Consider the following 21,650-nt stretch of genomic DNA (forward strand, 5'->3'; position numbering starts at 1 on the left):
GGCTGGGCGCAGCGCCGGGTCGCCATCTTCGCCTGCTCCCCGCACCCGCGGGGATGGTCCCATCGCGCAGGTCGGCATCCACACGTTCCGGCGCTGCTCCCCGCACCCGCGGGGATGGTCCCCGCGCCCTGAGCTGCGCGAACGGTGGTGTCCGCTGCTCCCCGCACCCGCGGGGATGGTCCCTATCGCAGCCGGGTCGATAGTGGCCGGGTCGACTGCTCCCCGCACCCGCGGGGATGGTCCCGCCGGCTACCTCGCCAAGTCCTACTCGGACGGCTGCTCCCCGCACCCGCGGGGATGGTCCCCGGGCACGCCTGTGCAGGTGCGGCGCCGGGTCCTGCTCCCCGCACCCGCGGGGATGGTCCCGGGGGTTGCCCATGGTGGCAGGATCGTCCCCACTGCTCCCCGTATCCGCGGGGATGGCCCCTGCTCGAAACGCAGGATCGGCATGGACTGGAACTGCTCCCCGCACCCGCAGGGATAGCCCCTCTGGAGACCGCCGTGTCCGCCCTGCCGTCGGCGAACCTCACCTCCCGGTCAGCCGAGATCCGCGAGGCGGCACTCGAACGCATTTACCAGCACATGACGGTTCTGCCGCTCAAGCCCGCCGAGACGACGACCCCGGGGCTCGCCCGTCCCCTGGCCGGCGTAGTGCAGGCCGAGGGCTTGCGCCGGGCGCTCGCCTTCCGGTGCGACGTACGTGAGTGGTCCACGGATGTGGCCGCGTGGACGACGGAGGTAGTCACAGACTCGATCCGGGCCGTGACGGGAGTCTCAGGGCACATCCTCATCACGGTCTCCGTACAGGCCTGACCGCGCGCTCAGCCGGTATAGCGCACCCAGCCCCCGCCCGGACCGGCGGGCCCACTCGAGCCAGGCACCCACCGGGTCGCCAAGCGCCATGACGGGTCGGCAGCCACGCGGCGGCCGGCCTCGGCCTGCAAGGAAGAAGCGCGTACAGCTCGCCGTGGTCGGCGGCAGCGCGGGACGGGAGGGTGCACGCCCGATCGCGGCGGCGATGGCTGTGTTCACGAGTTGCGAGTTGCGGTTCTGGCTCAGCCTGTGTGATGTTGCCGCCGCTGGGTGATCGGCGGGTGCCTGGGGCGCTGGGTGTCCCTGAGTCAGAACGGTGGGTCTTCGCAGTAGCCGCCTGTCCGGGAATCACGTGCCGCCTTGAGACGGGTGTAACGCTCGCGGGCTGCGATGTCGGCCGCGTTCTTCAGACCGCTGGTGTCGTGGCCCCATGCCTTCATCGCGTTCAGGACGCGGTCTCGGTTGTAGCGGTCGGTGCTGGTGGCCAGCAGATGACGGGCATGGCCGACCAGCTCAGCCCGGTGCGCGGTGAGCATGGGGTGCTCTGCGAGGGGGATCGCGGCGACGAGTGCCGCGTCGCGCACCTCCGCGTTGTCGTGGCCGAGAAAGGGATGGACAGCGCAGAAGATCGCCGGGCGCAGGTCCCGGAACGCGCGCATCTCCTCGTACTCGTTGAGGAACTCCTTGCCGCAGTGGCGTTCGCCGATGGCGACGCACTCGTCGTCGGCGTCGTAGGCGGTGGCGCTGAGCCGCTCAAGCAGTCTCACGAGGGTGGGGCGGCGCGGTGGCATGCCGGCATCGTGGCCGAAGTCGCCTGCCTCGATGGCAGGGGGTGGAGGATGGACGCGACGTAGAGCGCCACGGGCACGGTGGCTTCGTAAATGGTGTTCTGGTGGGTTACTTCCCTGAGCGCGTCATCGGTGGCGGCCGACCTGACGACGGGGTCAGGGCTGAGCATGCGTGCCAGCGCCGTCGGCAGGGATTCGCCCGTCCCGCGCGGGGTGGCGAGCGATGCCCAATCTGTGCCGTCCAGGAGCGCTTGGTAGTGAGGTAGCTCGTGGGGGCGAGGATTCTCGATCCGGCTCGGGCTGTTGGTCACAGGCGGAGGCTATAACGCGCCGGGCCCCGGGCGTGCCAGGGCAGCCAGGACCGCGGGAACGTTCGTGGTCCAAGCGTCGGGATCGGCCGCCGCCAGGCGCTGCAGCGCGGTCACATAGCCGACGGCGCCCGCCTTTGGGGGCGCCGGTGAAACCGGCCGCGACCGCGAGCGGGCTGGCCACAGCGACCAGTTCACACACTTCCAGCTCGATTGCAGTGTGACAGCGCGGCCGCGGGCGCGGCGGCCCGCGGGTCGGCTGGCCCCGGCGCACCCGGTCAGCAGCGGACCGAAGCCGGCCAGCAGTGGTGCGGGCAGAACCGGCGACCACGTCCACATCCGCAGCCAGGACGCGAGCGGCTCCACGGCCCCGTCGGCCCGGCCAACCGGCCGGCGCCGGTGGCACCGACAATGGCGGCTTTGGGGTTCGTGGAGGCCGGCCGCCCGCGGGGCCGCGCCTGTGAAGTGCGAGCACCCCCGTGCTCGGCCGTCATGTCCAGGCACCTGTCCAGCTTCTCCAGTGCTGCCCGCTGCGGCAATCCGGCAGACGGGGCAGGGGGCGACAGGGCGGGCAGTTGCGGCGTGGGCGTTGCTCGTTCATCGTCCGCTATGACCACAAGCTATTCACCCGCTTCGACTCCGAGACAGGTGGACCGGTGGTTTCGTCTCGTCGCGGCTTCTCTGCGATCGCCGTTGCCACCATCCTCACAGGGCGGGGGGAAGCTGTTTGGGCTCGAAGACGTTCTGCGGTTCACTCGGCCGGGGAGTGGACGCTTGGCCCATTACCTGTGCCAGGGTGCGGCGTATCCGGTCGGCTTCACCGCGGACCTGGACGGGGATGTCGCCGCGTTCGGCGACGAGGCGGTCGTAGACGGGAGTCTGCTGGAACACGGGACAGTTTCCCTTCAACGGGCGGCTCGCTGGACGGGTTGCAGCATACGGGCTGCCTGATCATGACCCCGCGGCATGGGGCACGAGTCGTGAGCCGTAGGCAGCGAGCGGGTCCAGCAGAGCGGTGCTCGCAACGCGCGTGGGGCGGCCGGCCCGGTGGCCCCGGGGCGGGCACGCCTGCTCCGACGAGCAGGCGCGCGAGATCGCCTGGCTGCGCTCCCGGCTCGCGGCCGCCGGCCCAGCCGTCCGATCAGGCCCCGTCACCGCAGTCCTGCCCTGTCTCCTGGGAGGAGCTCGTCGAGCGGGTCGAGGCCGAGCTGGACCGCCTCGTGCTTGGTGACGTGTTGGCGACCGTCCGGCCTTTGCGCGGCCACGCCTTGGAGACGACTTGGCGCCAGCGCACCTGGGAAGCCTTTCGTGCCCTGCAGGCGTACGCCCGCGCGAAGGCGCGGCAGCGAGCCGGGCGGCGCGGTCTCACGCCGGGACGGCGGCAGCGGGCAGCGGGGACCGTTACGGCGGCCACCGGAAGGTTCTCCGGCCTGTCGGCGCCCGTCGGTGCGGTCGGTCAGGAACAATTCGGACTGGAGCCCGTCCGTGCCCTTCGCACGTTGCCCGGACGGGCCGCCCGCCCCTCCCCTGCCACAAGCCCACCGTGCGGCAGGGGCACGGCGTCACCGCCCGCCGGCGAGACCTCCGTTGTTCCGGTCTGCCCTCGTACCCGCCCGGTCCCGCGCAGCTCGCCGGCCCCGAGTACGACACCACCGCCCCGCACGGCCCCGCACGGCGAGCCGGGACCGCGCGTCCAGGAAGGTACTGCCGCCCGCTACCCGCGTCGGCCATCTACGGCTGGATCCGGTTCGCCGCAGCGCCCGTGCGGACCCGTCGGCCGCCCGGGGCTGGGGCACACGAGTGCCGGGGCGAGCAGCAGTTCGCCTGCGCGACGGCGTCGATGTTCGGGACGACGGAGGCGGGGGCCGCGCAGCACGATGCGGGCCGGGGCTGGGGCGGCCCTACCGAGCCGGACTCTGAGGCGGTCAAGCCGAGAGCGAGACTGCGCGGTGACCGGCGGCGGGGTGAGCAGAGTCGGGGCCGGGGCCGCGCCGCGCGAGACCATGAAAGAAGGACCGCTCGGGGAACACCGGTGTCGTGCTGGACGACCATGGCGAGTGCGGCGACGGGGGGAAGGTGGTGCGTGGGCCGGGAGCCGGGCGGCGGCCGAGCGGCACCGGAGGCGAGCGTCCCGGGCGGCCGCGAAGACGCAGTCGGCGGGCGGAAGACCGTCCCCCGGGACGCCCGGAACGAGCGCCGGGAGGGCTCCTCCGTCCTCGAGCAGCACGTCAGGACGTATCGCGTGGTGTCTTCGACGACACTTATCTGGCTGTCCGTCTCCGACTGTCCCTGCACCGGCCTGTTGCGGTCGATCGCAAACGTGGGTGAACTCCGACCTGCTCACGGCGTCCTTCGCTCGTCGCCATGCGGTCACCAGCCGAAGAACGGGGCCTTCGACCGACGGGCAGACGGCCCACAGAGGGGACACGACAGACACATAAAGCAACTGCATTCACACGAAAGGTGACGTTGACTGGAAAGTGGCTCGCTGTTCCAACCGGAAGTACCGACAATCCAGTGGTTCCGTCCTACCGGACCCAGGAGGAGAAGGATGACCCCAAGGATTGCCCTGCGCGTTCAGTCGGACGGTGACGGTGACGGTCACCCGGGCACGCCGTGGACCCCGCCCGAAGAGCCCCCGAGCCCTGACGGCTCCAGCCCGGAGGGGGATGGAAAGCACAGGAAGTGACATCTGCCGCCCCGCATACGGACCGGCCCGGCCGCATAGAGCTGGGGCGGGTGCTGCTGGAATCCGGTGCGCTGTCGTCGGACTGGATGCCCTCGTTCTCGGCCGTGGACCGGGCCGCCTTCCTCCCGGATCTGATGTGGCCTTACGACCTGTCGACCCGTACGAGCGCCTGCGTCGACAAGCGCGCCGACCCGGTTGCCTGGTATGCGGCGGCCGACAGCAACGTCCCCATCGTCACCCAGTGGGATGACGGCACGCACCTCGGTCCCGGTCCGGGGAAGCTGTCCACCAGTTCGTCGTCCATGCCCTCGACCGTCTTCTCCCTGCTCCAGGACCTGGAGGTGGACGCGGGTATGCGGGTACTGGACGTGGGCACAGGAACCGGTGAAACGGCCGCTCTGCTCAGTCACCGGCTCGGCGAGCGGAACGTGACGAGCATCGACGTGGACGCCGTGGTGGCCGCGACGGCGCGTGACCGCCTGCTCAAGCTGGGTCTGCGTCCCGAGGTGATCACCGGCGACGGGTTCAAGGGGTACGCCGACGCCGCCCCCTACGACCGGATCCTGGCCACTGTCGGCCTGCGCCAACTGCCCATGGAGTGGATCGAGCAGACCCGGCGCGGCGGTGTGATCCAGGTTCCCTGGGGCACGCCCTACACAAATGGCGACGCCGTAGTCCGGCTGCTGGTGAACGGCGAGGAAGCCACAGGGCCTTTCACCAGACTGGTGGAGTTCATGAAGCTGCGCGCGCAACGGGGTCCCGCGGTCCGTCCCGCGGACTACCTGTCCGCGGGCCCGCTGGAGGACGCCGACCAGACCATCGTGGCCCTCGCCGAAGAAGACTTCTTGACAGGTCAGTTCACCACTCTTCCGTTCGTCCTGAGCCTGCGGGTTCCTCACTGCCGCCAGGCAGTGGCAGAACGGCGAGGTCGTGACCGCCCCGTCTGGTTCTACAGCCTGACCGACACCTCATGGGCCTGCGTGATGTTCCGCGACGGCCAGGACCACGCCCGCGTGTGGCAGTCCGGATCCAGGCGTCTGTGGGACGAAGTCCGTGAGGCCTACGACTGGTGGAAGGAGCGCGGGTCCCCGGACGTGACGCGGTTCGGACTCACCATCAGCGCATCCGGCCAGAGAGCCTGGCTGGACGATCCGGCGAAGGAGTCCTGGACCATTCCCGCGCCGCCCCGCTGACACGGCGGTGGAACAGAACGGTCCGCATAAGTGGAGGGGCTCCAGGAATCCTGGAGCCCCTCCAACCGCTGGACGGCGGGCCAGCGGCATCGCCCGCCCACCCTACGTCGTCACCGGAGGTTGTCGTCCCTCAGCGCCTCGAACCGGGCCTCTTGTCCAGGCCCGTCAGGACCCGCCTCCATGACCGGTGCACGTCGGCACCGTCTGGCGCGGTCGGAATCGTCACCCGCACCATCGCCTCGTGCTCCACCAAGCGTTTGGCTGGCGAGCAGGGCGGCAGCTGGGGCCTGTTGGACGGTGTCGACGGACAAGTCCGGTGCAGCGCGCTCGCGCAGACGGCGAGTTGCACGGCGGCGGCCGGTTCGGGGACGAGTTGGGCGGGCGAAGCGCTGACACGGCGGCCGGAGCGGCCGATAACCAGGAAGGCCACAGGTGGATGGCGGGCAGTGGCCGATCCCTGCGGGCGGTGATACGGCGGCGCAGGCCCGCGTGGCGGGGCGAGGCGGGCCGGGCGGGCTGGGATTGGCAGCAGTTCCTCCTCCGGGCGCCTTGGAGCGAGTGCCGAGCATGATCGGAGACTCGGGCAGTACGCGGACGCGGGCAGCCACCGGCGTGGCGGCGGTCGGGCGCGGTGGTCTGGGGCGCGGTTCCGGCGGTCGGGCGAGGCCGCGCCGGACCAGGCCGGTACGGGGCCGGCCAGACCACCAGAGGCGGGGTCGACGCGAGCGCGTGTGGGCGGGGCAGGTGCCATCACGGACCAGTACAGGCGGTGGCCAGCATCGGGGACGGCGGGCCAGGTGCGCCGAGGAGAACGCGCCGGGGCGCGTCACAGCAGTCTGTCGATGAGATGGATGTGTCGCTGCTTCAACTCACCTCTTCGGTGGTTTCGGTGGTGAAGGGCGCCGCATCCGCGGCAGTGTCGGTGCCGGCAATTTGCCCTGGGCGTGCCCGGGCGTGGCATGCGAGTGCGGGAGGGCTTGATGGGTGTGGGTGAGCGGGAGTCGTGGACGACGGAGGAGTTCGGTGCTTCGCACGAGGGTGCGGTGGGTGTGCTGCTGGCCGACGGCAGCGTGCCGGACCCTGTCTTCATCGCGATGACCTCTGCGGGCGTCGGGGAGGAAGTGTCGCAGTGGAGCGTCTACGACGGGGGTGACGGTTTCGTGCGGGCACCGCGGGCTGCAGCGCTGCGGGCTGTGTGCTCGTGCGGCTGGAACGGTCCGCCCCACACCCTGCAGTGGGAGGAGTTCGGTGAGCAGAGCCTGGCCGAAGCGGCCGGGGACATCGCGGATACGTGCACCCGGGAATGGGACGTGCACACCGTGGAGGTGGAGCGGTCGGCCATCCCCGTGCCGGAACCACTGGCCGGCCTGCTCACGCGGGTGGAGTCGGAGATCGAGAAGCTGGCGAGGACCTCACCGCTCGCGGCCCTGCGGGCCGCACGCCGGCTGGAGGTGATCGCCGTGCAGACGGCGTACTGGCCGGCCCTGGACGTCAGCCGCGACGCCACCGGTGAGCAGACGGCCGCGGCCCTGGGACTGAACGAGGACGCGGCGCAGGACCTGCTGGCCCGCTTCGGCCGCCTGAACCGGTACCGCTGAGCACCCGCCCTCGCCGTGGAGGAGCGCCTCGCGCACGCTACCGAGCTCGACGGTCGTGCACGAGGCGGGCCGGGGCTCCTGCCACTCCGCACACGCAGGACCTGGCCCCTGCGTGTGCGGAGTGGCAGGCTGCGGTCTGTGCACATCGTGGGGGACGTTCTGCCCAGACCGCTCGTGCCGTGCCGGCGTCCTGGGCTGCCATACCGACGGGGGACCAAGCGGGTTCATGACTGCCTTGGGCCTTGCACGCCCCGCGGGGCATCGGTGTTCTCGCTGACACCCCCGCCACTGACCGTCCGTTCCCGGTGGTCCAATAGGTCCATGTACCGAGCAGTTTTCACGTCCCTGGCCACCGCCGCGCTCTTTGTCGCGGCCGGGCCGGCGCCCTTGGCCAACGCGGCCGGCGCGGCGCCCCGGCAGTGGTACCTCGACGCCATGGGCGCTGACGACATATGGAAGGCCAGTACCGGCAAGGGCATCAAGGTCGCCGTCATCGGCACGGGGGTGAACCCCGACACGCCCTCACTGCGCGGGCAGGTGCTGCCGGGGAAAGACGCCTTGGTCGCCGACGGGCTGGTCAGCGGTGACGTCACGGACACGCGCGACACCACCGGCGCTGGCACCACGGCCGCCGAACTCATCGCCGGCACGGGCCGCGGCGGCGGGCTGAAGGGCCTCGCCCCCGGCGTGAAGGTCATCCCGGTCCGGGTGCCTCCGGTCGGTCACGACGAACTCCCCGATCCGAACTACCCGTTGTCCACCGCCATCAAGGTCGCCGTCGACGCGGGCGCGCAGGTCATCGACATCACCGTCGGCAACCAGTACGTGATCGGCAGCGACTACGACCATCAGGCCCTGGAGTACGCGGTCAAAAAGGGCGTGCTGATGTTCGCCGGTGTCGGGGACAACGCGAAGGAGGGCAACAAGCCGCAGTACCCGGCAGCGTATGACGAGGTCGTCGGGGTGACCGCCATCGACCGCACCGGCACGGTCGCCCCGACCGCCCAGTACGGTGATCACGTCGACATCGCCGCACCAGGAGTGGACATACCCCGCTGGTGTGACACCAGCTTTAGCCGGTACTGCGCGCACGGCGGCGGTACCGCGGCGGCCTCTGCCCTGGTTTCGGCCCAGGCGGCGCTGGTGTGGTCCAAGCACCGCGACTGGACTGCCGCGCAGGTCTGGCGCGTCCTGGAGGACACCGCGGTCCGGGACTGGCCCGTCGACAACCTGAGCAAATACCTCGGCTATGGTGCCGCCCGTGTCCGGCAGGTCGTGTTCCTCGGCCGGGGCCGCCCCGGCCTCCCCGACCCGAACACGTCGCCGGCATACGTCCGCCCCCTGCCCGCGGCCCCCAGCAGCACCCCCGTCCCCAAGCCGTCGAAGAAAAGCATCCCGGCCGCCAAGGCCGACCCCCAGCACGATTCCGGTCTGCCACTGACGGGTATCGCCATCGGCGCGGCCGCGATCCTCGTCCTCGGCGGCGCACTGTGGGCCGCGCTGCGCCGCCGCCCCCGATGACCCGGGCACGCAACGCACGGCTACAGGGAAGGACCATGGCCGAGTTGCGTCGCGAAGGCTCCGAGTACCGCTGGGATGTGCTCCATCGCGTGCAGCTCGCATCTGAGGCAGATCCATGCCCACGGCCGCGGGGCCCTGTCACCGGTGCCGGCTACGGCCCGCGGCCGCGGTGAGCGGTGAGAGGTCGCGTGACGGCGCCGGTCTGGCATTCTCGCCTTGGCTGGTTCTCGATGGCTACTCTGTTCGTGTTGACGACCCCTGACCGGCATTTCGCCGCCTGAGGATGAGCACCCTGGTGACGCAGGAGACGAACGGCCCCGCCCCGATCGGACGTCACCTGGCCGAGTGGCGAATACGCCGTGGCCTCACCGCCTCTCGCCTGGCAGCACGTTGTGGCCTTCCGGAACAGTCGATCACGGACCTGGAGTCGGGCAGAGACTGGGTGGACCGGCGGCGGGTAGTGAACTCCCTCGCGGCCGGCCTGCGGCTGGACCCCATCGAACTGACCGGTCAGCCGTACCTGCCCTACGGGGCGAGCCATGCTGTCGTGCACGCGACCGCGTGGCACGTACGCCGGCATCTGGCGCGCGTGGTCGCCGGGGGTGCCGGGATGCAGGATCCCGTTCACGCGGAGGAGGTGGCGGCGCTGGTTGCGGCCGTACGGTCGGCCGATGAGGGCGGGGACCTGCACTCGGCGGCGGATGGTCTTCCACGGCTGCTGGAGATGACTGCTTCGCCGGTCACCGACGCGAGCCTGCGCTCGGAGGCGTCCGTGGCCGCGGCTCGGTTGCTGCGCCGCCTCGGGTACCGTGACTTGGCCTACAGCGTGCTCCATCGCGCCCGCCCACCAGGCGGGGCCCCGACGCCATTGGAGATGGCGGAGGAGGTCTGGCTCCTGCTGGATATGGGCCGTCCGGCCCTCGCTGTGAGCAGAGCGCCGGGCCCGGAGGCCGTGCTGCCTGTTGACGTGCTACTGCCGCTGGCCTTGGCGCATGCTTGTCTCGGGCAGTGGGTGCACAGCGCGCGGCTCCTCGAACGCGCACAGACGATCGCCCACGCCCCCAAGGAGGTGTCCGCGGTCGCGTCCGCCAGGGCCTTCGCCGAGGCGGAACGGGGCGCCTTCGAGCAGGTGCTCGCCCATGCCGGAGAGGCCGGGTATCTTCCGCCCGGCGAGCGTGCCGGTCTGTTCCTGCTCACTGCGTCCGCGCGGGCGCGGCTCGGCCGCGTCGGCGAAGCCGTCACGGACCTGGTGACGGCGGAGTCCGTGGCGCCGCTGCACACCCGGCTGAACCCGCTGGCCCGCGAACTGGTGCACGTCCTCTCTTCTTGCCCGGGTGTTCACGGCGATGGGCCGAAGGAAATGGCAGCGCGATTCGGCATGAAGTGATCAGTGTTCAGTGCGGGGACGCCCGGTGACAACCGGCGATGATGGCCTAGCCTACGGTGATCGAAGAGTTGGTGGAGCGGTGATGGACGAGCAGCAGCAGGAAACGGCCAGGCTGATCGGGAAAAGGATCCGGACGCTTCGCGGTGAACGGAGACTGTCGTTACGAGTGCTGGCGGAGCTGGCGGGCGTCTCGCACAGCTACCTGTCGATGGTGGAGAGCGGCAAACGGCTTCTGAAGGACGCCGCGTATATCAACGCGATCGCCGAGGCGCTGAGGGTGGCGCCGTCGGAACTGCTGGGGCAGCCCTTCTTGCCCGTGGATCCGTACGCCGCGGAGGTCCATGCTGCGATCGCTGACCTGCGGCTCACGCTGATGGGGATGAGCGTGGACAGTGCGCCGGACCGGCGGCCGCCCGACGAGCCCGTGACGCGCCTGGCGGCGCGGGTACGGCGGGCGAACCGGCTGTACCACGCGGCCGAGTACGAAGCCCTGGCGGTCAGACTGCCGGCGCTGCTGGCCGATCTGCATGCGAAGGCTGCGGCGAGCGAGGGCCGGACGCGGCTGAGAGTGCTCAGGCTGCTGGCCGGCGCCTACCATCCGGCCTGCGCTCTCATGCTGAAAGCGCTGGGCTACACGGATCTGGCATTCATCGCGGTCACCCGGGCCGGCGAAGCGATCGCCGAACTCGAGGACCCGCTCTACACCGCTCTGAGCGGTTTCTTCACTGCACACATCCTCATGGCCGCCGGCAGCCCGGAACAGGCACTGACCAAGGCGAGCGCCATGGTCGACCTGCTGGAGCAGCATCTGTCCCTGCCGGGTGCCGAGGCGCTGCTCGGTGAACTTCACCTGATCTCCGCGACGACCATCACGAAGGACCAGCGCCGACCGGCTGGTGACCGTAGCGCCGACGTACGCGCGCATCTGGCCGAGGCGGAGCGTCTGGCCGAGCGTGCGGCGGAGACCAAGGTCTTCCACCTGAACTTCGGGCCGACGAACGTCAAAATCCACCGGGTGAGCCTCAACACCGATCTCGGACGCCACAGCGACGCGCTCCAGGCAGGCGCCGACGTCTACCCGGAGGTCATCAACGCGCCCGGCCGGCAGGCGGCTTACCACGCCGACCTTGGCCGGGCCCTCACCCACTTCCGCGGCAGGGAAGCGGCCGCCGCCGCGCGATTCCTGCGCGCAGAGCTCATCGCCCCCCAGAGAGTCCAGGCCGACCCCTTGGTCGCCGATTCCGTCAGCTACCTCCTGGGGAAGCGACTCCCCCCTCACGTTCAGCGCGACCTCGTCGGCCTGGCGCACCGCATGGGTCTCGGCCGGTAGCCCTGAAGCCGCACACCCGCCCTCCCGTCTCCACCATGCCCCGACTGCCGCGAAGTCGGGCATTCCCGGCACGTTCACAGCTGTGACCAAAACGGGTGGCCCGTGCTCTACCGTCTGTCCTCGGTACCACGCGGCGCGCCGGGCCATTGCACGCACACGTCGATGACCCAGGGGTGAGAGAGGGACGCCCATGCCCGGATCCGTCAGCTCCCCGAAGAGGGCGGGGATGGTGGAACCGCCCGCTCGGGTGGTGATCGGCTTCCTGACGCAGGGCCTCGCGCGACGGACACGGACACAGACCGGCGCCTGCCCCGACGGAGTTGGCCTGCGCTGCGGGTACCGGAACGACACCTCAACAGTGGATAGGACGAGGAAGTTGGCATCAGCGAAGGCCCGCAGGGGACTGGTCGCCCTGACCGTGGCGGCCGGTCTGGCCGTCGCGCACGCCACCCGGGTCCGCGTCTTCGGCTTCACCGACAGCCTCGGCACCACCACCCACGGCGTCGCCCTCTCCAAGCGGCGCGCCGACGCCGTACAGGCCGTGCTGGACCAGGACCTGAACACGCCGTCCATCACCTTCGACGTCCGCGGCTACGGCGAGCAGTACCCGATCGCCGACAACTCCACCGAGGCCGGCCGGAAGAAGAACCGCCGGGTCGAGGTGTCCTTCCCCCGCACCAGGCAGTGACCGAACCGGGCGAAAACGCTTTGCCCCCCATGAACGCATCCGGGCAGACACAGGTCTGCCCGGCGAAGAAGAGGAGCAGGTGATGGCGCAACCCCGCATCGCCGTTATGGGAGCTGGGTCGTGGGGCACCGCGTTCTCCGTGGTGCTTGCCGACGCCGGCTGTGACGTGACGCTCTGGGCCCGCCGCCCCGACATCGTCCAAGCCGTCAACGACACTCGTGGCAACCCTGAGTACATGCCGGGTGTGCGTCTGCTGGCCGCCGTACGGGCAGAGCACGACCCGGCCAGGGCGTTGGCCGGCGCCGATGTCACCGTGCTCGCGGTCAGTTCGCAAAGCGTCCGGCTGCTGCTGGCGGACTGGGCGCGGCACTTGGCGCCCGGCACGGTGCTGGTGTCCCTGATGAAGGGGATGGAGCAGTCCACGGGCATGCTGATGAGTCAGGTCATCGCCGAGGTGACCGGCGCCTCTTCGGACCGGGTCGCCGTGGTGTCCGGGCCGAACCTGGCACGAGAGGTCGCGCTGCGGCAGCCGGCCGCGACCGTCATCGCCTGCGCGGACGAACCCACGGCGGCGACACTGCAAGGCGTGTGCCGGACGCCGTACTTCCGTCCCTACACGAGCACCGATGTCATCGGGGTCGAGATCGGCGGTGTCGTCAAGAACGTGATCGCTGTGGCGGCCGGGATCGCGGACGGCATGGGGCTCGGCGACAACACGAAGTCGGCCCTGATCACCCGCGGGCTCACCGAGGCGATGCAGCTCGCTGCCGTCATGGGTGCCGATCCGCGCACCCTGAGCGGACTGGCCGGCATGGGCGACCTGGTGGCGACCTGCACGTCCACCGCGTCACGCAATCACAGCCTCGGCTACTGGCTCGGGCGCGGCCTGCCGCTCCGGGAGGCGCAAGCGCACATCACTCAGACCGCCGAAGGCGTCTTCTCCTGCACGGCAGTCCAGGCCCTCGGCCAGCGGTACGCCGTCCAGATGCCCATCGCCGAAACGGTGGCCGGCATCATCCACGACGGCCGCAACCCACGCGAGGCCCTTGCCGCACTGCTGTCCCGTCCCGTCAAGTGTGAGACTGCCGGCGGGCCCGGCCCGGCCGTGAAGGACGTGCGATGACACGAGCGCCGGCTGGCCCGGCCGACCCGCGGCCGCTGGAAGGACAGGACGAGATGGAGGCGCTCGCCGGCAACCCCACGCTCTGGCAGCCCGTCACCAGCAGACCGGGCTGCCAGGTGTGGCGGGTGTCCGGACCTCAGGGCGCATGGGCATACAAGATCGGCCGGCTGCAGGGTGCGGCGGTCGTCGCGCGGGAGACCGCCGCCGTCCGCCGTATCGCCGGGACGGCTTCGGCCGCCGCGCACGCCCAGCGTGCCCGGTTCGGCCGGGGTGAGTGCTACGCCTGGCTCGCCACGCCGTGGCTGGACGGATCGTCCCTCTGGGATGCCTTCCAGCCCGTGCGGGACCACGCCGGCGACCGCGGCAAAGCACTGGACGCTGCAGTCGAAGCCGCCACGGCACTAGGCAGCCTTCACCAGGCCCGGTGGATACACGGCAGCCTGGAGCCCCGGCACATCATCGTGACCCGGGAGGGCGCCCGGTTCGTGGACTGGGCCTGGGCCTGGTCGTGGAATAGCCTGCCGCCCTCCACCCACTTCACCGGTGGACTGGTACACCTCAGCGCCCCGGAACTGCTGGCCCAAGCCGCGTCGGGGCAGCGCCCGGTGACCACGTCCCAGCCGGACGAGGTCTGGACACTGGCCGCCTCCCTCTGGTGGGCAGCGACCGGCCAGTGGCCGCGCGACTACGCAGCAATAGGCGTCGACCCGGCCGAGCACACCACAGCCGAACTGACAGCCCTCCTGCTGCACACCCCGGCTCCACTCGGCCGCATCACCTGCTGGCCTGACCTGGAAGACGCCCTGCGCACCGTGCTCACCACCGTCCCGGCGAGACGGCCGACCGCACTGCAACTGGCCGACATGCTGCGGCAGATTCGCTGCTGACCGGCCAAAGAGAACGTACTTCCCGGCCTGCCGCCTGGCGTACAGGGCGTCGGACCCGCCTGCGCTCTCAGCCGCCCGAAGGGCGAGTTACTCGTGCAGACACTTCGTTCGGCGGCCCTTGGGGAGATGTGGTCGCCAAGGGCGTCCTGCCCCGCCAAGCCCGCCGGTCCTGGCGGGGTTGTTATGTACGCACAGGAAGACACGATGGGAGCTGACTGACGGTCATGCTGGAGTTCCGCGTTCTCGGGCCCGTTGGACTGTGGTCCGACGGTGCGGAGGTTCCACTGGGCGGCTGCAAGCAACGGACCACACTGGCAGCCCTGCTACTCGCCGACGGCGCGGTCGTCTCCGACTCCGACCTCGGCGGGGTGCTGTGGGAACAGCGGCCGCCCGCTACGTATCAGGCACAGATCTACACCTACGCCTCCCGGCTGCGAGGGCTTTTCCGCGCCGGCGCGACGATCACGCGGCGCGGCCGCGGATACCGCATCGAGAGGGGGGATGCTCGCTTCGACCTGGACGAGTTCCACCGTCTGGCCGAAGAGGGCCAGGCGCTGCGGCGTTCGGGACGGACCGGCGACGCGGCGGACCGGTTGCGGGCGGCGCTCGACCTGTGGAGCGGCCCCACCCTGACCGGGGTGACGGACGCGCTGGTCGACAACGAGCGGTCCCGGATCGAGATGGCCCGGATGGAGGCGTTGGAGAGCCGGATCGATGCCGATCTCCACCTGGGCCGGCACCGGCAACTGATCATCGAGCTCACGCAACTGGTGGGAGCCCACCCGTTGCGGGAGACGTTCCGGGCGAAGCTGATGATCGCCCTGCACCGCAGCGACCGGCAGGCCGAGGCCTTCGAGACGTTCCACGCGGGCTGCGCCCTGCTGCGGGAACAGCTCGGGGTCGACCCCGGGCCGACGCTGCACAGCGCCCACCGGGCTATCCTGGCGGGCGTTTTCGCACCGGCGCTCTCCGGGCGGGGGGATCTGGTGGCCGGTCCGACCGGGTGACGGCGGGCGGACGACATGGGCAGGGGGCCCCGGTCGGGTGGGCCGCAGAACGGGGGGCGGCTCGGCGGCAGCGCCGACGTCAGCCGGACCGTCCGGGGCGGAAAGAGGCCCCGGTGTGCTCACGAGGGCGGGCGGCACCTTGGCATCACCGTGCCGAGCAGCCGAGGCTCCGGCCGACGGGCGCAGGCCCGAAGCAGGCGGGCGGGGTCGCGTGGCGCAGCGGACGATCTGGGCCGACGCGGGCAGGGATGCGGACGTACGAGCGGCGAGCAGCAGTACCTCTCTGGACGCGCACGCCCGGCTCGACGGGGCGCGCGGGCGGGACGGCGCGTGCGACGGGCCGGGCAGGGGGGCCGGCTTCGACGTCACCGACGACGTTGACAGCGCCCGCGCGCTGCTGGAGGCCGAGACCCACGCCCAGGCGTTCGGCTGACCCGCGCCCCATCCCGCCACGTAATCGTCCCTGAGAGACCCCGAGATGACCGCCACGGCCAACTCCGCCGCCGCCCCGGAGTCGTGCGAGAAGAGAAGGCCAGGCGGGTCAGCAGCCACATTGTGTCCTCGCGGGCGGCCGGTGGTCCGGCCACCGCGGTCCGGGCCAGGAACGGCACCGCGTGCGCGGAGGCCTGGTAGCGCGAGCCTTGGTGGAAGCGAACCGCCCTTCTAGGGGAGCGGCTTGTGCACTGGAATCCGTTGTCCAACGTCTTGTCCCGAGCCGGAGGCCCGAGGGCACCGGTTCAGCGTCGTGGTGGTGCGGTCAGTCGGGCACCGGCAGGTCGGTGGTGTAGTCCGCGAGGAGGGCGGACCGGTTCGCGGCGTACTCGGCGCGCGCCTGGAGGTCTTCCTCGCTGGCCGTGGGGTGGACGGGTGGTGTGGCCGGTGCGGGCCAGAGCTGGATCAGGTGCCGTTCACCGTGGTCGCCGATGGCGGCTTCGGGGTCGTCAGCGTGGCAGGACAGACGCATCCGTATCCAGCGGTCCGGGCCGGGAGCAGGGGGCAGATGCAGGGGCGGTTCCTCATGCGGCCATGCGTCGATGACGTCGCCGGGATCGACCGTGGCAAGGTGCACACGGTCGGTCTCGGCCAGCAGGCTGATCTCTTCCGCCGGTTCCCAGCCGCTGTCCGTCTCGGGGGCGGGCTGGCTGTCATGGATCTGGAGGGTGAGCTGCAGGGGTCCGGTGTCGGTGGTCGTCAGGACGATGGCGCTGGAGGCGCCGGCAGGTCCGCAGCGCCAGCCGTAGGGCATCTCGTCGGGGTAGTCGTCGTGTTCGGCGAAGCCGATGAGGTATCCGCTCTCGCCGAGGTCGACGGTGAACTCCGCTTCGTGGACCAGCATGAACAAGCTCCCGTTTCACACCTAAGGGGCGCTCCTTCCCGAGGCGGCCGGGAAGGAGCATCCTTTGGTCTAGCACAAGGTGGTGCGGCAGTTGGGACGATCATTTCGCCGCAGGCCGCGCCTGCGCGGCCCGGGTCCTGGGCCTCGCTCGGCCGCCTGGCTGCCACCGACCTGGTCCCGCCCGCTGTGTTGCCGGACCCTTCGGTTGGCGCCGTTGCGTCCGTCACCGTCACTGCCGCGATTGTCTAGGGCTCGGCCATCGCCTGTGCCGTTGCAGACAGTTCCGTACGACTCGGTGCCGAGGCCATGTCCGCCTCGAGCGCCAGCGGTGCCTTTGGTCGAGGATCCTCCATCACCGCGTTACCGCCGCCGCTGTACCCGGCCTCGCCGGCACCCGCGGCACCGTCGGTGCCGGGACGGCCGGGGCTCTCGCCGCCTCCGCCGCCACCACCTCCGTAGGCGGTGGCCAACTCGTTTCCGGCAGAGTCTTGGATCCTGGCCAGACCGCCCGTGCGCGCCGCTGCCGGTGATCCGCCCGTGCCGTCAAGGGCACCGTTCGCCCCTCCGCCGCCGCCCGGGGAGCCAGACCGGCTCCCCGGGCGCTCTCGCGTTCCGTCACAGCTTAGATTTTCCGTGCCCAAGTGGCGCGGGCGCTGTACCCGTCTTGCTGAGCCGGTTCCCAGTCGAACTCGACTTGATCTTCGGGGAGAAGGGCATCCGCTGTGGAGGACGGCGGCTGACCGAAGCGGCGTGACGACCGCCTCGCCGGGATCGCTCACCCAGTGGAGCCGTCGAGCACCTCGAAGCCCATCTCCACGGTGCCACGGAACGCCAGCGCCCGGCGGTCGAGGCCGAGGGCCTTGAGAAGGATGTCCAGCGCCCATTCCACGTCCTCCGCCGAGCGGCTCACCCAGACAAACGTATTGGGGACGGCTGCCCCTTCAAGCCTGCTCAGGGCAAAGTCGACCCGCTCGATTCGGAACATGGCGACGTCTACGGGCCCGAGGTCTTCCCAACCTCGTTCGAGCGTCAGACGCAACCGTGCCGCAAGTGCTTCCAGCGGCGGCTGCAACCCGGCCACCAGTTGGAAGGAGCTGGCAGCGAACTCCCACATGCTCTCCTGGAAGGCAGGATTGCGCTTCCCACGCTGGTACGACGGAGCTGTCTCCCACTCCGGCTCGGGACCCGGAACCTCGATCACCGCCATGCCGCCCTCCCCACTCGAACACCACCGCTGAATTCGGCGATCACCGTAGCCCACGGCGAACGCCGGGCGAGCCACTGCCGGAGACCGGCCGGCCCCGGTCGACCACAGCGTGTTCCCGCGCGGCGGTGCCGTTGTAGGGGATGGCGGAGGCCGAGCGACAGCGGGGGCCAGAACTGGGGCGGCGAGCGAGCCGGATGGGGCAGCGGCCGAGGGCCAGCGAGACGAGGCGGCGGGTCGGATCCAGCCGGTGGACGGCCGAGGGCCGGCCCGGACGGCCCGAGCGCCGAGCGGGATCGCAGCCTCGGACTGCATGCGGACGCGCGCGGCCAGCGGAACGGCGGAGACCGGGCGCACGCCACGCCACCGCACGGGCCGGCGCGGTGGCCGACTCCGTGCGGTCCTGACAGCCGGGCGGCGGCCGAGCGGGGCGATGGTGTCGCACGCGGGGCCAGCGAGCCGCGCGGGGCCGGTACAGGGCCGGCCGGGACGCCGGAGGCGGGATCGGCGCGAGCTCGGGCAGGCGTACGGGCCACGCCCACAGGCAGCCGGGGCCCGGCAGGGACGCGGTGGCCCGGTGCGCGGGCAGACGGCGGCCGGGCGGCGGGTGGTGGCCCGGCGGGCGCCAGGCGGCGCGGCCGAAATTCGGTGCCAGGCAGGGAACCGGAGGCAGCGGCCGGGCGCCGGACGGCACAAACCCAGGCGGACGGCAGGACGGCGGACCAGGCGGGAATCGGGCGGCACGCCCCCGGTAGCGGCCGGACAACGACATGGCAGCGGACGGTGCTGACGCGCGGCAGCGGACCGGCGAACGGGCGGCGTGGCCAGTGCCCGGCGCGCGACGGCGGGAGACGGACGGCGAACAGCGGGCGAACGCCAGCCGGGTGAGGTCGGACCGCACCGCCGGGTAGGGCGGGGTCCGAGCGGCGTGGCGGGAGGCGGGTGGCCGGCGGCAAGAGCCCGACCGCAGGCGGACGGCGACGACGAACCGATCAAGGCCAGGCAGTGGCCGGGCGGCGGGGAGGGCGGACCGATACCGACGGAGGCGAAGGCCTGCGGGACGCCCAGGTCGTCGTTCCTCGCCTCGGCGGTGATCGGTGGCCGCAACCCGGTGGCGGAGGCGCTGCGCGGGGCCGCCACCGCCTCCGCACTTTCCGTCCAGCAGTTCATCGACAACGACGAGCGCGTCCACCGCCTTCACCCGCAGTGTGCTGGCCCGTGGCGTCTTGAGCGCCGGAGCAACTCGCCTTCCGCGTGCCGGGGCTGTTTCAGTCCATGAATGATTCGGTGTCGGTCCGCTGCATGCTGTCGGCCCCGAAGCCTTGCCAGTCCACCGTCATGACGGATGTCCTGGACCTGTAGATCTTGCCCAAAGCTCGGTCGGTATTCCCGTCATCACACTTCAGTCTGATCACGTGCCTGCCGTCCTCCTTGCCCAGAGTTCCTCGACAGTGGCTTTCGCCCAGCAACTCCACGCGGAAGCCTTCGATGCGCAGGACGACCGGGGGGCCGGCCGAAAAGGACGCCCAGGTGCCGGTGAGGGGGGCATCGGCTTTGTCATCGGCGCCCTGAGCCGAGGGCGTGCCGCTTACAGCGCCGCCGGTCGGCGTGGACACCGGTGACGCGGACGGCTTCGCCTTCCCCGATTCCGCGGCGCCGCATCCGCTGAGGGCGACGACTGCCGCCGCGACCGCCACGGCCGGGTGCACCTGTTTGATCACGTCAACCCTTCGAAGGAGCGGCCGGGCGGGGACCGGCGTTCATGCCGGCCGGCGCGCCGAGATTATCAGGCCGACAACGCACGTGCTCTGCGCAGAGTCCGGTGCCTGGAGCCATGCTCGAAGCCCATCGTCGTCTGCCACTACAACCGCACACCTCAGCTGGATACCCGCTGTCGGTCCCGTACCGCGCGAGTCCGGGACGAGCCGGAAGTGGCTGGTTGTCCGGGGTCAGCCAGATCGGCGTCGCGGTGACCCGCCCTGGTGCACGGTCGGGGAATCCCCGGACCGCACCGACCGCCCCCCTCCCCGGGTACCTGCACGGCCGGTGCGGCCGCCGCGGCGGACACCGCCCCGGCCACCCAGTGGCCGACGACGGGTAGTAGAGAACGGTGCTCCAACGGGGCCCGACGGTCCCGGCTCTCGGGCACCCGCTGCGAGAACGGCTGGCCGCGCTGCGCATGCGGGTGCTCTCGACGGCGGGCCGGCAGTCGGACGCGCTGGCCGTGTTCGAGGACGTATGGGGCGGGCTCGCCAAGGAGTTGGGTGCCGATCCTTCGACGGAGCTGCGCGCGGCAGGAGACCGGGGCGCACACCGGACGGCCGCAGGTTCGGCTACCGGCATAGGGTCAGACCCGGTGTATGAGCCGCTCCGGTACCGGTTGCGGTTCCCGGCGATGGCGGTGACGATGGCCAGCGGCGAAGGGACACGCATGGAACTGGTCCGCACTGTCACGCTGCTCACCCGGTGGCTCGAAGAGTACGGTCCAGGTGATTACCGGCAACTGGCTCCACCCGCAGGCCGCGAGGCCATCGACACGGTGACGGAGGGGAAGTTCCCGCTCCACCCTGACGTACAGGCCTGGCTTGCCCTGCACGATGGGTCGGCCTATGAACGGCCCTCACCGGCCGGAGCGTTCGTGCCCATCGACTACGCCTTGCTCGACACTGCCCGTATGCGTCAGGGGCTGCGAGACATGGAGGAGGAGGTCGCCCGCGCCATGTCGGAGGGCGACGAGGAGTATGTCGTCGGGACGATGGCCGACGTCTGCTGGGTGCCCGTGGCGGCGAACCACACGGGGGGCCTGCTCGTCGTCGACCATCGTGACGGTCCCGGCCACGGAGCCGTGTTGGAGGTTGACCCGTCCATCGGCTTGGAAGGGGTGCGGCGCTGGGACAGTCTGAGCCACCTCTTCGACTCCGTGCTGGACGCCCTCGTGCACTCCCGCCCCCTTCTCTCGGGATCCGGGGTCCCGGCCGTGCCTCGTGTGCACGCTACGGGACCGGTCCCACCACACGTCGTGTGGGAGTTGCACCGCGGCTGAGTGCGCCGCGGTGAGATCGCCGATGCGATCAACCGGACCCACCGCAACCCTGGATACTTCCCGGACGTCGAGCTGCCGCACACGGTGTCTGCGACGACCGATCCAGCCGCCGCGCTGGACGGCGCGGACGTCCTCGTGCTGTCCCTCCCCACGCAGTGCCTGCACGCCAGCCTGGCGGCCTGGGCCCCGCACATCCGCCCGCACACCGTGATCGTGTCGCTGATGAAGGGCATCGAGATCGGTTCGGGGCCGCGGGCGAGCCAGGCCATCACCGAGGTGACCGGTATCGGCGCCGACCGGGTCGCCGTGCTGTCGGGCCCGAACCTGGCCCGCGAGATCACGAGCGGCCAGCCCGCCGCCGCCACCATCGCCTGCCCCGACGAGGCCACCGCCCACCGCGTCCAGCGTGCATGCCACACCCCGCACTTCCGGCCCTACAGCTCCACCGACGTGACCGGATGCGAGCTCGGCGGCGCGGTGAAGAACGTCAGCGCCCTCGCCGTCGGCATTGCCTCCGGCATGGGGCTCGGTCACACGCGCAGGCCATGCTCCGCGGGCCGGACCAGGGGCGCCGACGTCGCACGGGTCCGGTGGGTGTGTGCGCCGCTGCCGGGCGGCCGGCGGTGCCTCCGGTGCGTGGCGTGGGCGTGCGGGGTGAGCGTCGCGTTTCTAGCCTGGTGGTGCTCGGGATGATGAGGAAAGGGTGGTCATGCCCCGCACTATCTGGTCCGGCGC

The 21,650-nt window shown here is 71.1% G+C and carries 16 protein-coding genes, 2 pseudogenes and 1 CRISPR repeat array (1 of these 19 running past the window's edge); of the genes and pseudogenes, 13 read left to right on the forward strand and 5 right to left on the reverse strand.

The genetic code is table 11. The annotated features are described in order from the left end of the window. A CRISPR array of direct repeats spans positions 1–488; the repeat unit is 29 nt; unit sequence CTGCTCCCCGCACCCGCGGGGATGGTCCC; it begins 882 nt to the left of the window's first position. Between the two features lie 13 nt (positions 489–501). Further along, positions 502–813: a hypothetical protein gene (locus SCK26_RS00055; RefSeq protein ID WP_318199141.1), complete on the forward strand. Its 312-nt coding sequence runs from the start codon at positions 502–504 to the stop codon at positions 811–813. 308 nt (positions 814–1,121) lie between these two features. On the opposite strand, the gene SCK26_RS00060 is transcribed toward SCK26_RS00055, so the two are convergent. Together SCK26_RS00060 and SCK26_RS00065 are read right to left on the reverse strand one after the other, a co-directional pair. Beyond that, positions 1,122–1,604, reverse strand: a complete 483-nt coding sequence (locus tag SCK26_RS00060) for a hypothetical protein (protein WP_318199142.1) — start codon at positions 1,602–1,604, stop codon at positions 1,122–1,124. Between the two features lie 1,010 nt (positions 1,605–2,614). Next, complete coding sequence (locus SCK26_RS00065) at positions 2,615–2,800, reverse strand: hypothetical protein (protein ID WP_318199143.1); 186 nt, start codon at positions 2,798–2,800, stop codon at positions 2,615–2,617. A gap of 1,848 nt (positions 2,801–4,648) precedes the next feature. On the opposite strand from SCK26_RS00065, the gene SCK26_RS00070 reads away from it, so the two are divergent. From SCK26_RS00070 to SCK26_RS00115, 10 genes and pseudogenes are all read left to right on the forward strand, one after another. Beyond that, positions 4,649–5,791 carry a methyltransferase domain-containing protein gene (locus SCK26_RS00070; protein WP_318199144.1) on the forward strand — a complete coding sequence of 381 codons (1,143 nt, stop codon included), beginning with the start codon at positions 4,649–4,651 and terminating at the stop codon, positions 5,789–5,791. A gap of 980 nt (positions 5,792–6,771) precedes the next feature. Further along, a complete protein-coding gene (locus tag SCK26_RS00075) occupies positions 6,772–7,389 on the forward strand; it encodes a hypothetical protein (RefSeq protein ID WP_318199145.1) in 618 nt (205 codons plus the stop codon). Between the two features lie 321 nt (positions 7,390–7,710). Further along, the gene (locus SCK26_RS00080) at positions 7,711–8,910 is read left to right on the forward strand and encodes a S8 family serine peptidase (protein WP_318199146.1); all 1,200 of its coding nucleotides are present in this window, start codon (positions 7,711–7,713) and stop codon (positions 8,908–8,910) included. 295 nt (positions 8,911–9,205) lie between these two features. After that, positions 9,206–10,297: a helix-turn-helix transcriptional regulator gene (locus SCK26_RS00085; RefSeq protein ID WP_318199147.1), complete on the forward strand. Its 1,092-nt coding sequence runs from the start codon at positions 9,206–9,208 to the stop codon at positions 10,295–10,297. An 82-nt stretch (positions 10,298–10,379) separates the two neighbouring features. Then, on the forward strand, positions 10,380–11,627 hold the full coding sequence (locus SCK26_RS00090) for a helix-turn-helix domain-containing protein (protein WP_318199148.1): 1,248 nt from the start codon (positions 10,380–10,382) through the stop codon (positions 11,625–11,627). A 361-nt stretch (positions 11,628–11,988) separates the two neighbouring features. After that, positions 11,989–12,315, forward strand: a pseudogene (locus SCK26_RS00095) (OmpA family protein); the annotation flags it as partial. 82 nt (positions 12,316–12,397) lie between these two features. Then, positions 12,398–13,438: an NAD(P)H-dependent glycerol-3-phosphate dehydrogenase gene (locus SCK26_RS00100; protein WP_318199149.1), complete on the forward strand. Its 1,041-nt coding sequence runs from the start codon at positions 12,398–12,400 to the stop codon at positions 13,436–13,438. Continuing rightward, positions 13,435–14,325 carry a hypothetical protein gene (locus SCK26_RS00105; protein ID WP_318199150.1) on the forward strand — a complete coding sequence of 297 codons (891 nt, stop codon included), beginning with the start codon at positions 13,435–13,437 and terminating at the stop codon, positions 14,323–14,325. Before SCK26_RS00100 ends, SCK26_RS00105 begins: the two co-directional genes overlap by 4 nt. Positions 14,326–14,549: 224 nt before the next feature. Next, on the forward strand, positions 14,550–15,332 hold the full coding sequence (locus SCK26_RS00110) for an AfsR/SARP family transcriptional regulator (protein WP_318199151.1): 783 nt from the start codon (positions 14,550–14,552) through the stop codon (positions 15,330–15,332). A gap of 211 nt (positions 15,333–15,543) precedes the next feature. Beyond that, a complete protein-coding gene (locus tag SCK26_RS00115) occupies positions 15,544–15,765 on the forward strand; it encodes a hypothetical protein (protein ID WP_318199152.1) in 222 nt (73 codons plus the stop codon). Positions 15,766–16,089: 324 nt separating this feature from the next. On the opposite strand, the gene SCK26_RS00120 is transcribed toward SCK26_RS00115, so the two are convergent. The 3 genes from SCK26_RS00120 to SCK26_RS00130 form a co-directional block, all read right to left on the reverse strand. After that, positions 16,090–16,668: a hypothetical protein gene (locus SCK26_RS00120; protein ID WP_318199153.1), complete on the reverse strand. Its 579-nt coding sequence runs from the start codon at positions 16,666–16,668 to the stop codon at positions 16,090–16,092. 775 nt (positions 16,669–17,443) lie between these two features. Beyond that, positions 17,444–17,875, reverse strand: coding sequence for a hypothetical protein (locus SCK26_RS00125; RefSeq protein WP_318199154.1), 432 nt, complete (start codon positions 17,873–17,875; stop codon positions 17,444–17,446). A 1,265-nt stretch (positions 17,876–19,140) separates the two neighbouring features. Next, positions 19,141–19,593: a hypothetical protein gene (locus SCK26_RS00130; protein WP_318199155.1), complete on the reverse strand. Its 453-nt coding sequence runs from the start codon at positions 19,591–19,593 to the stop codon at positions 19,141–19,143. Between the two features lie 389 nt (positions 19,594–19,982). Here SCK26_RS00130 and SCK26_RS00135 point away from each other — a divergent pair, with 389 nt between their 5' ends. Both SCK26_RS00135 and SCK26_RS00140 read left to right on the forward strand, forming a co-directional pair. Then, on the forward strand, positions 19,983–20,915 hold the full coding sequence (locus tag SCK26_RS00135) for a BTAD domain-containing putative transcriptional regulator (protein ID WP_318199156.1): 933 nt from the start codon (positions 19,983–19,985) through the stop codon (positions 20,913–20,915). Positions 20,916–20,918: 3 nt separating this feature from the next. Further along, positions 20,919–21,446: pseudogene (locus SCK26_RS00140) on the forward strand (NAD(P)H-dependent glycerol-3-phosphate dehydrogenase); the annotation flags it as partial. Positions 21,447–21,650 lie beyond the last annotated feature (204 nt).

Origin of the sequence: Streptomyces sp. SCL15-4 (genome assembly GCF_033366695.1) — a bacterium.
Classification (GTDB): Bacteria; Actinomycetota; Actinomycetes; order Streptomycetales; family Streptomycetaceae; genus Streptomyces.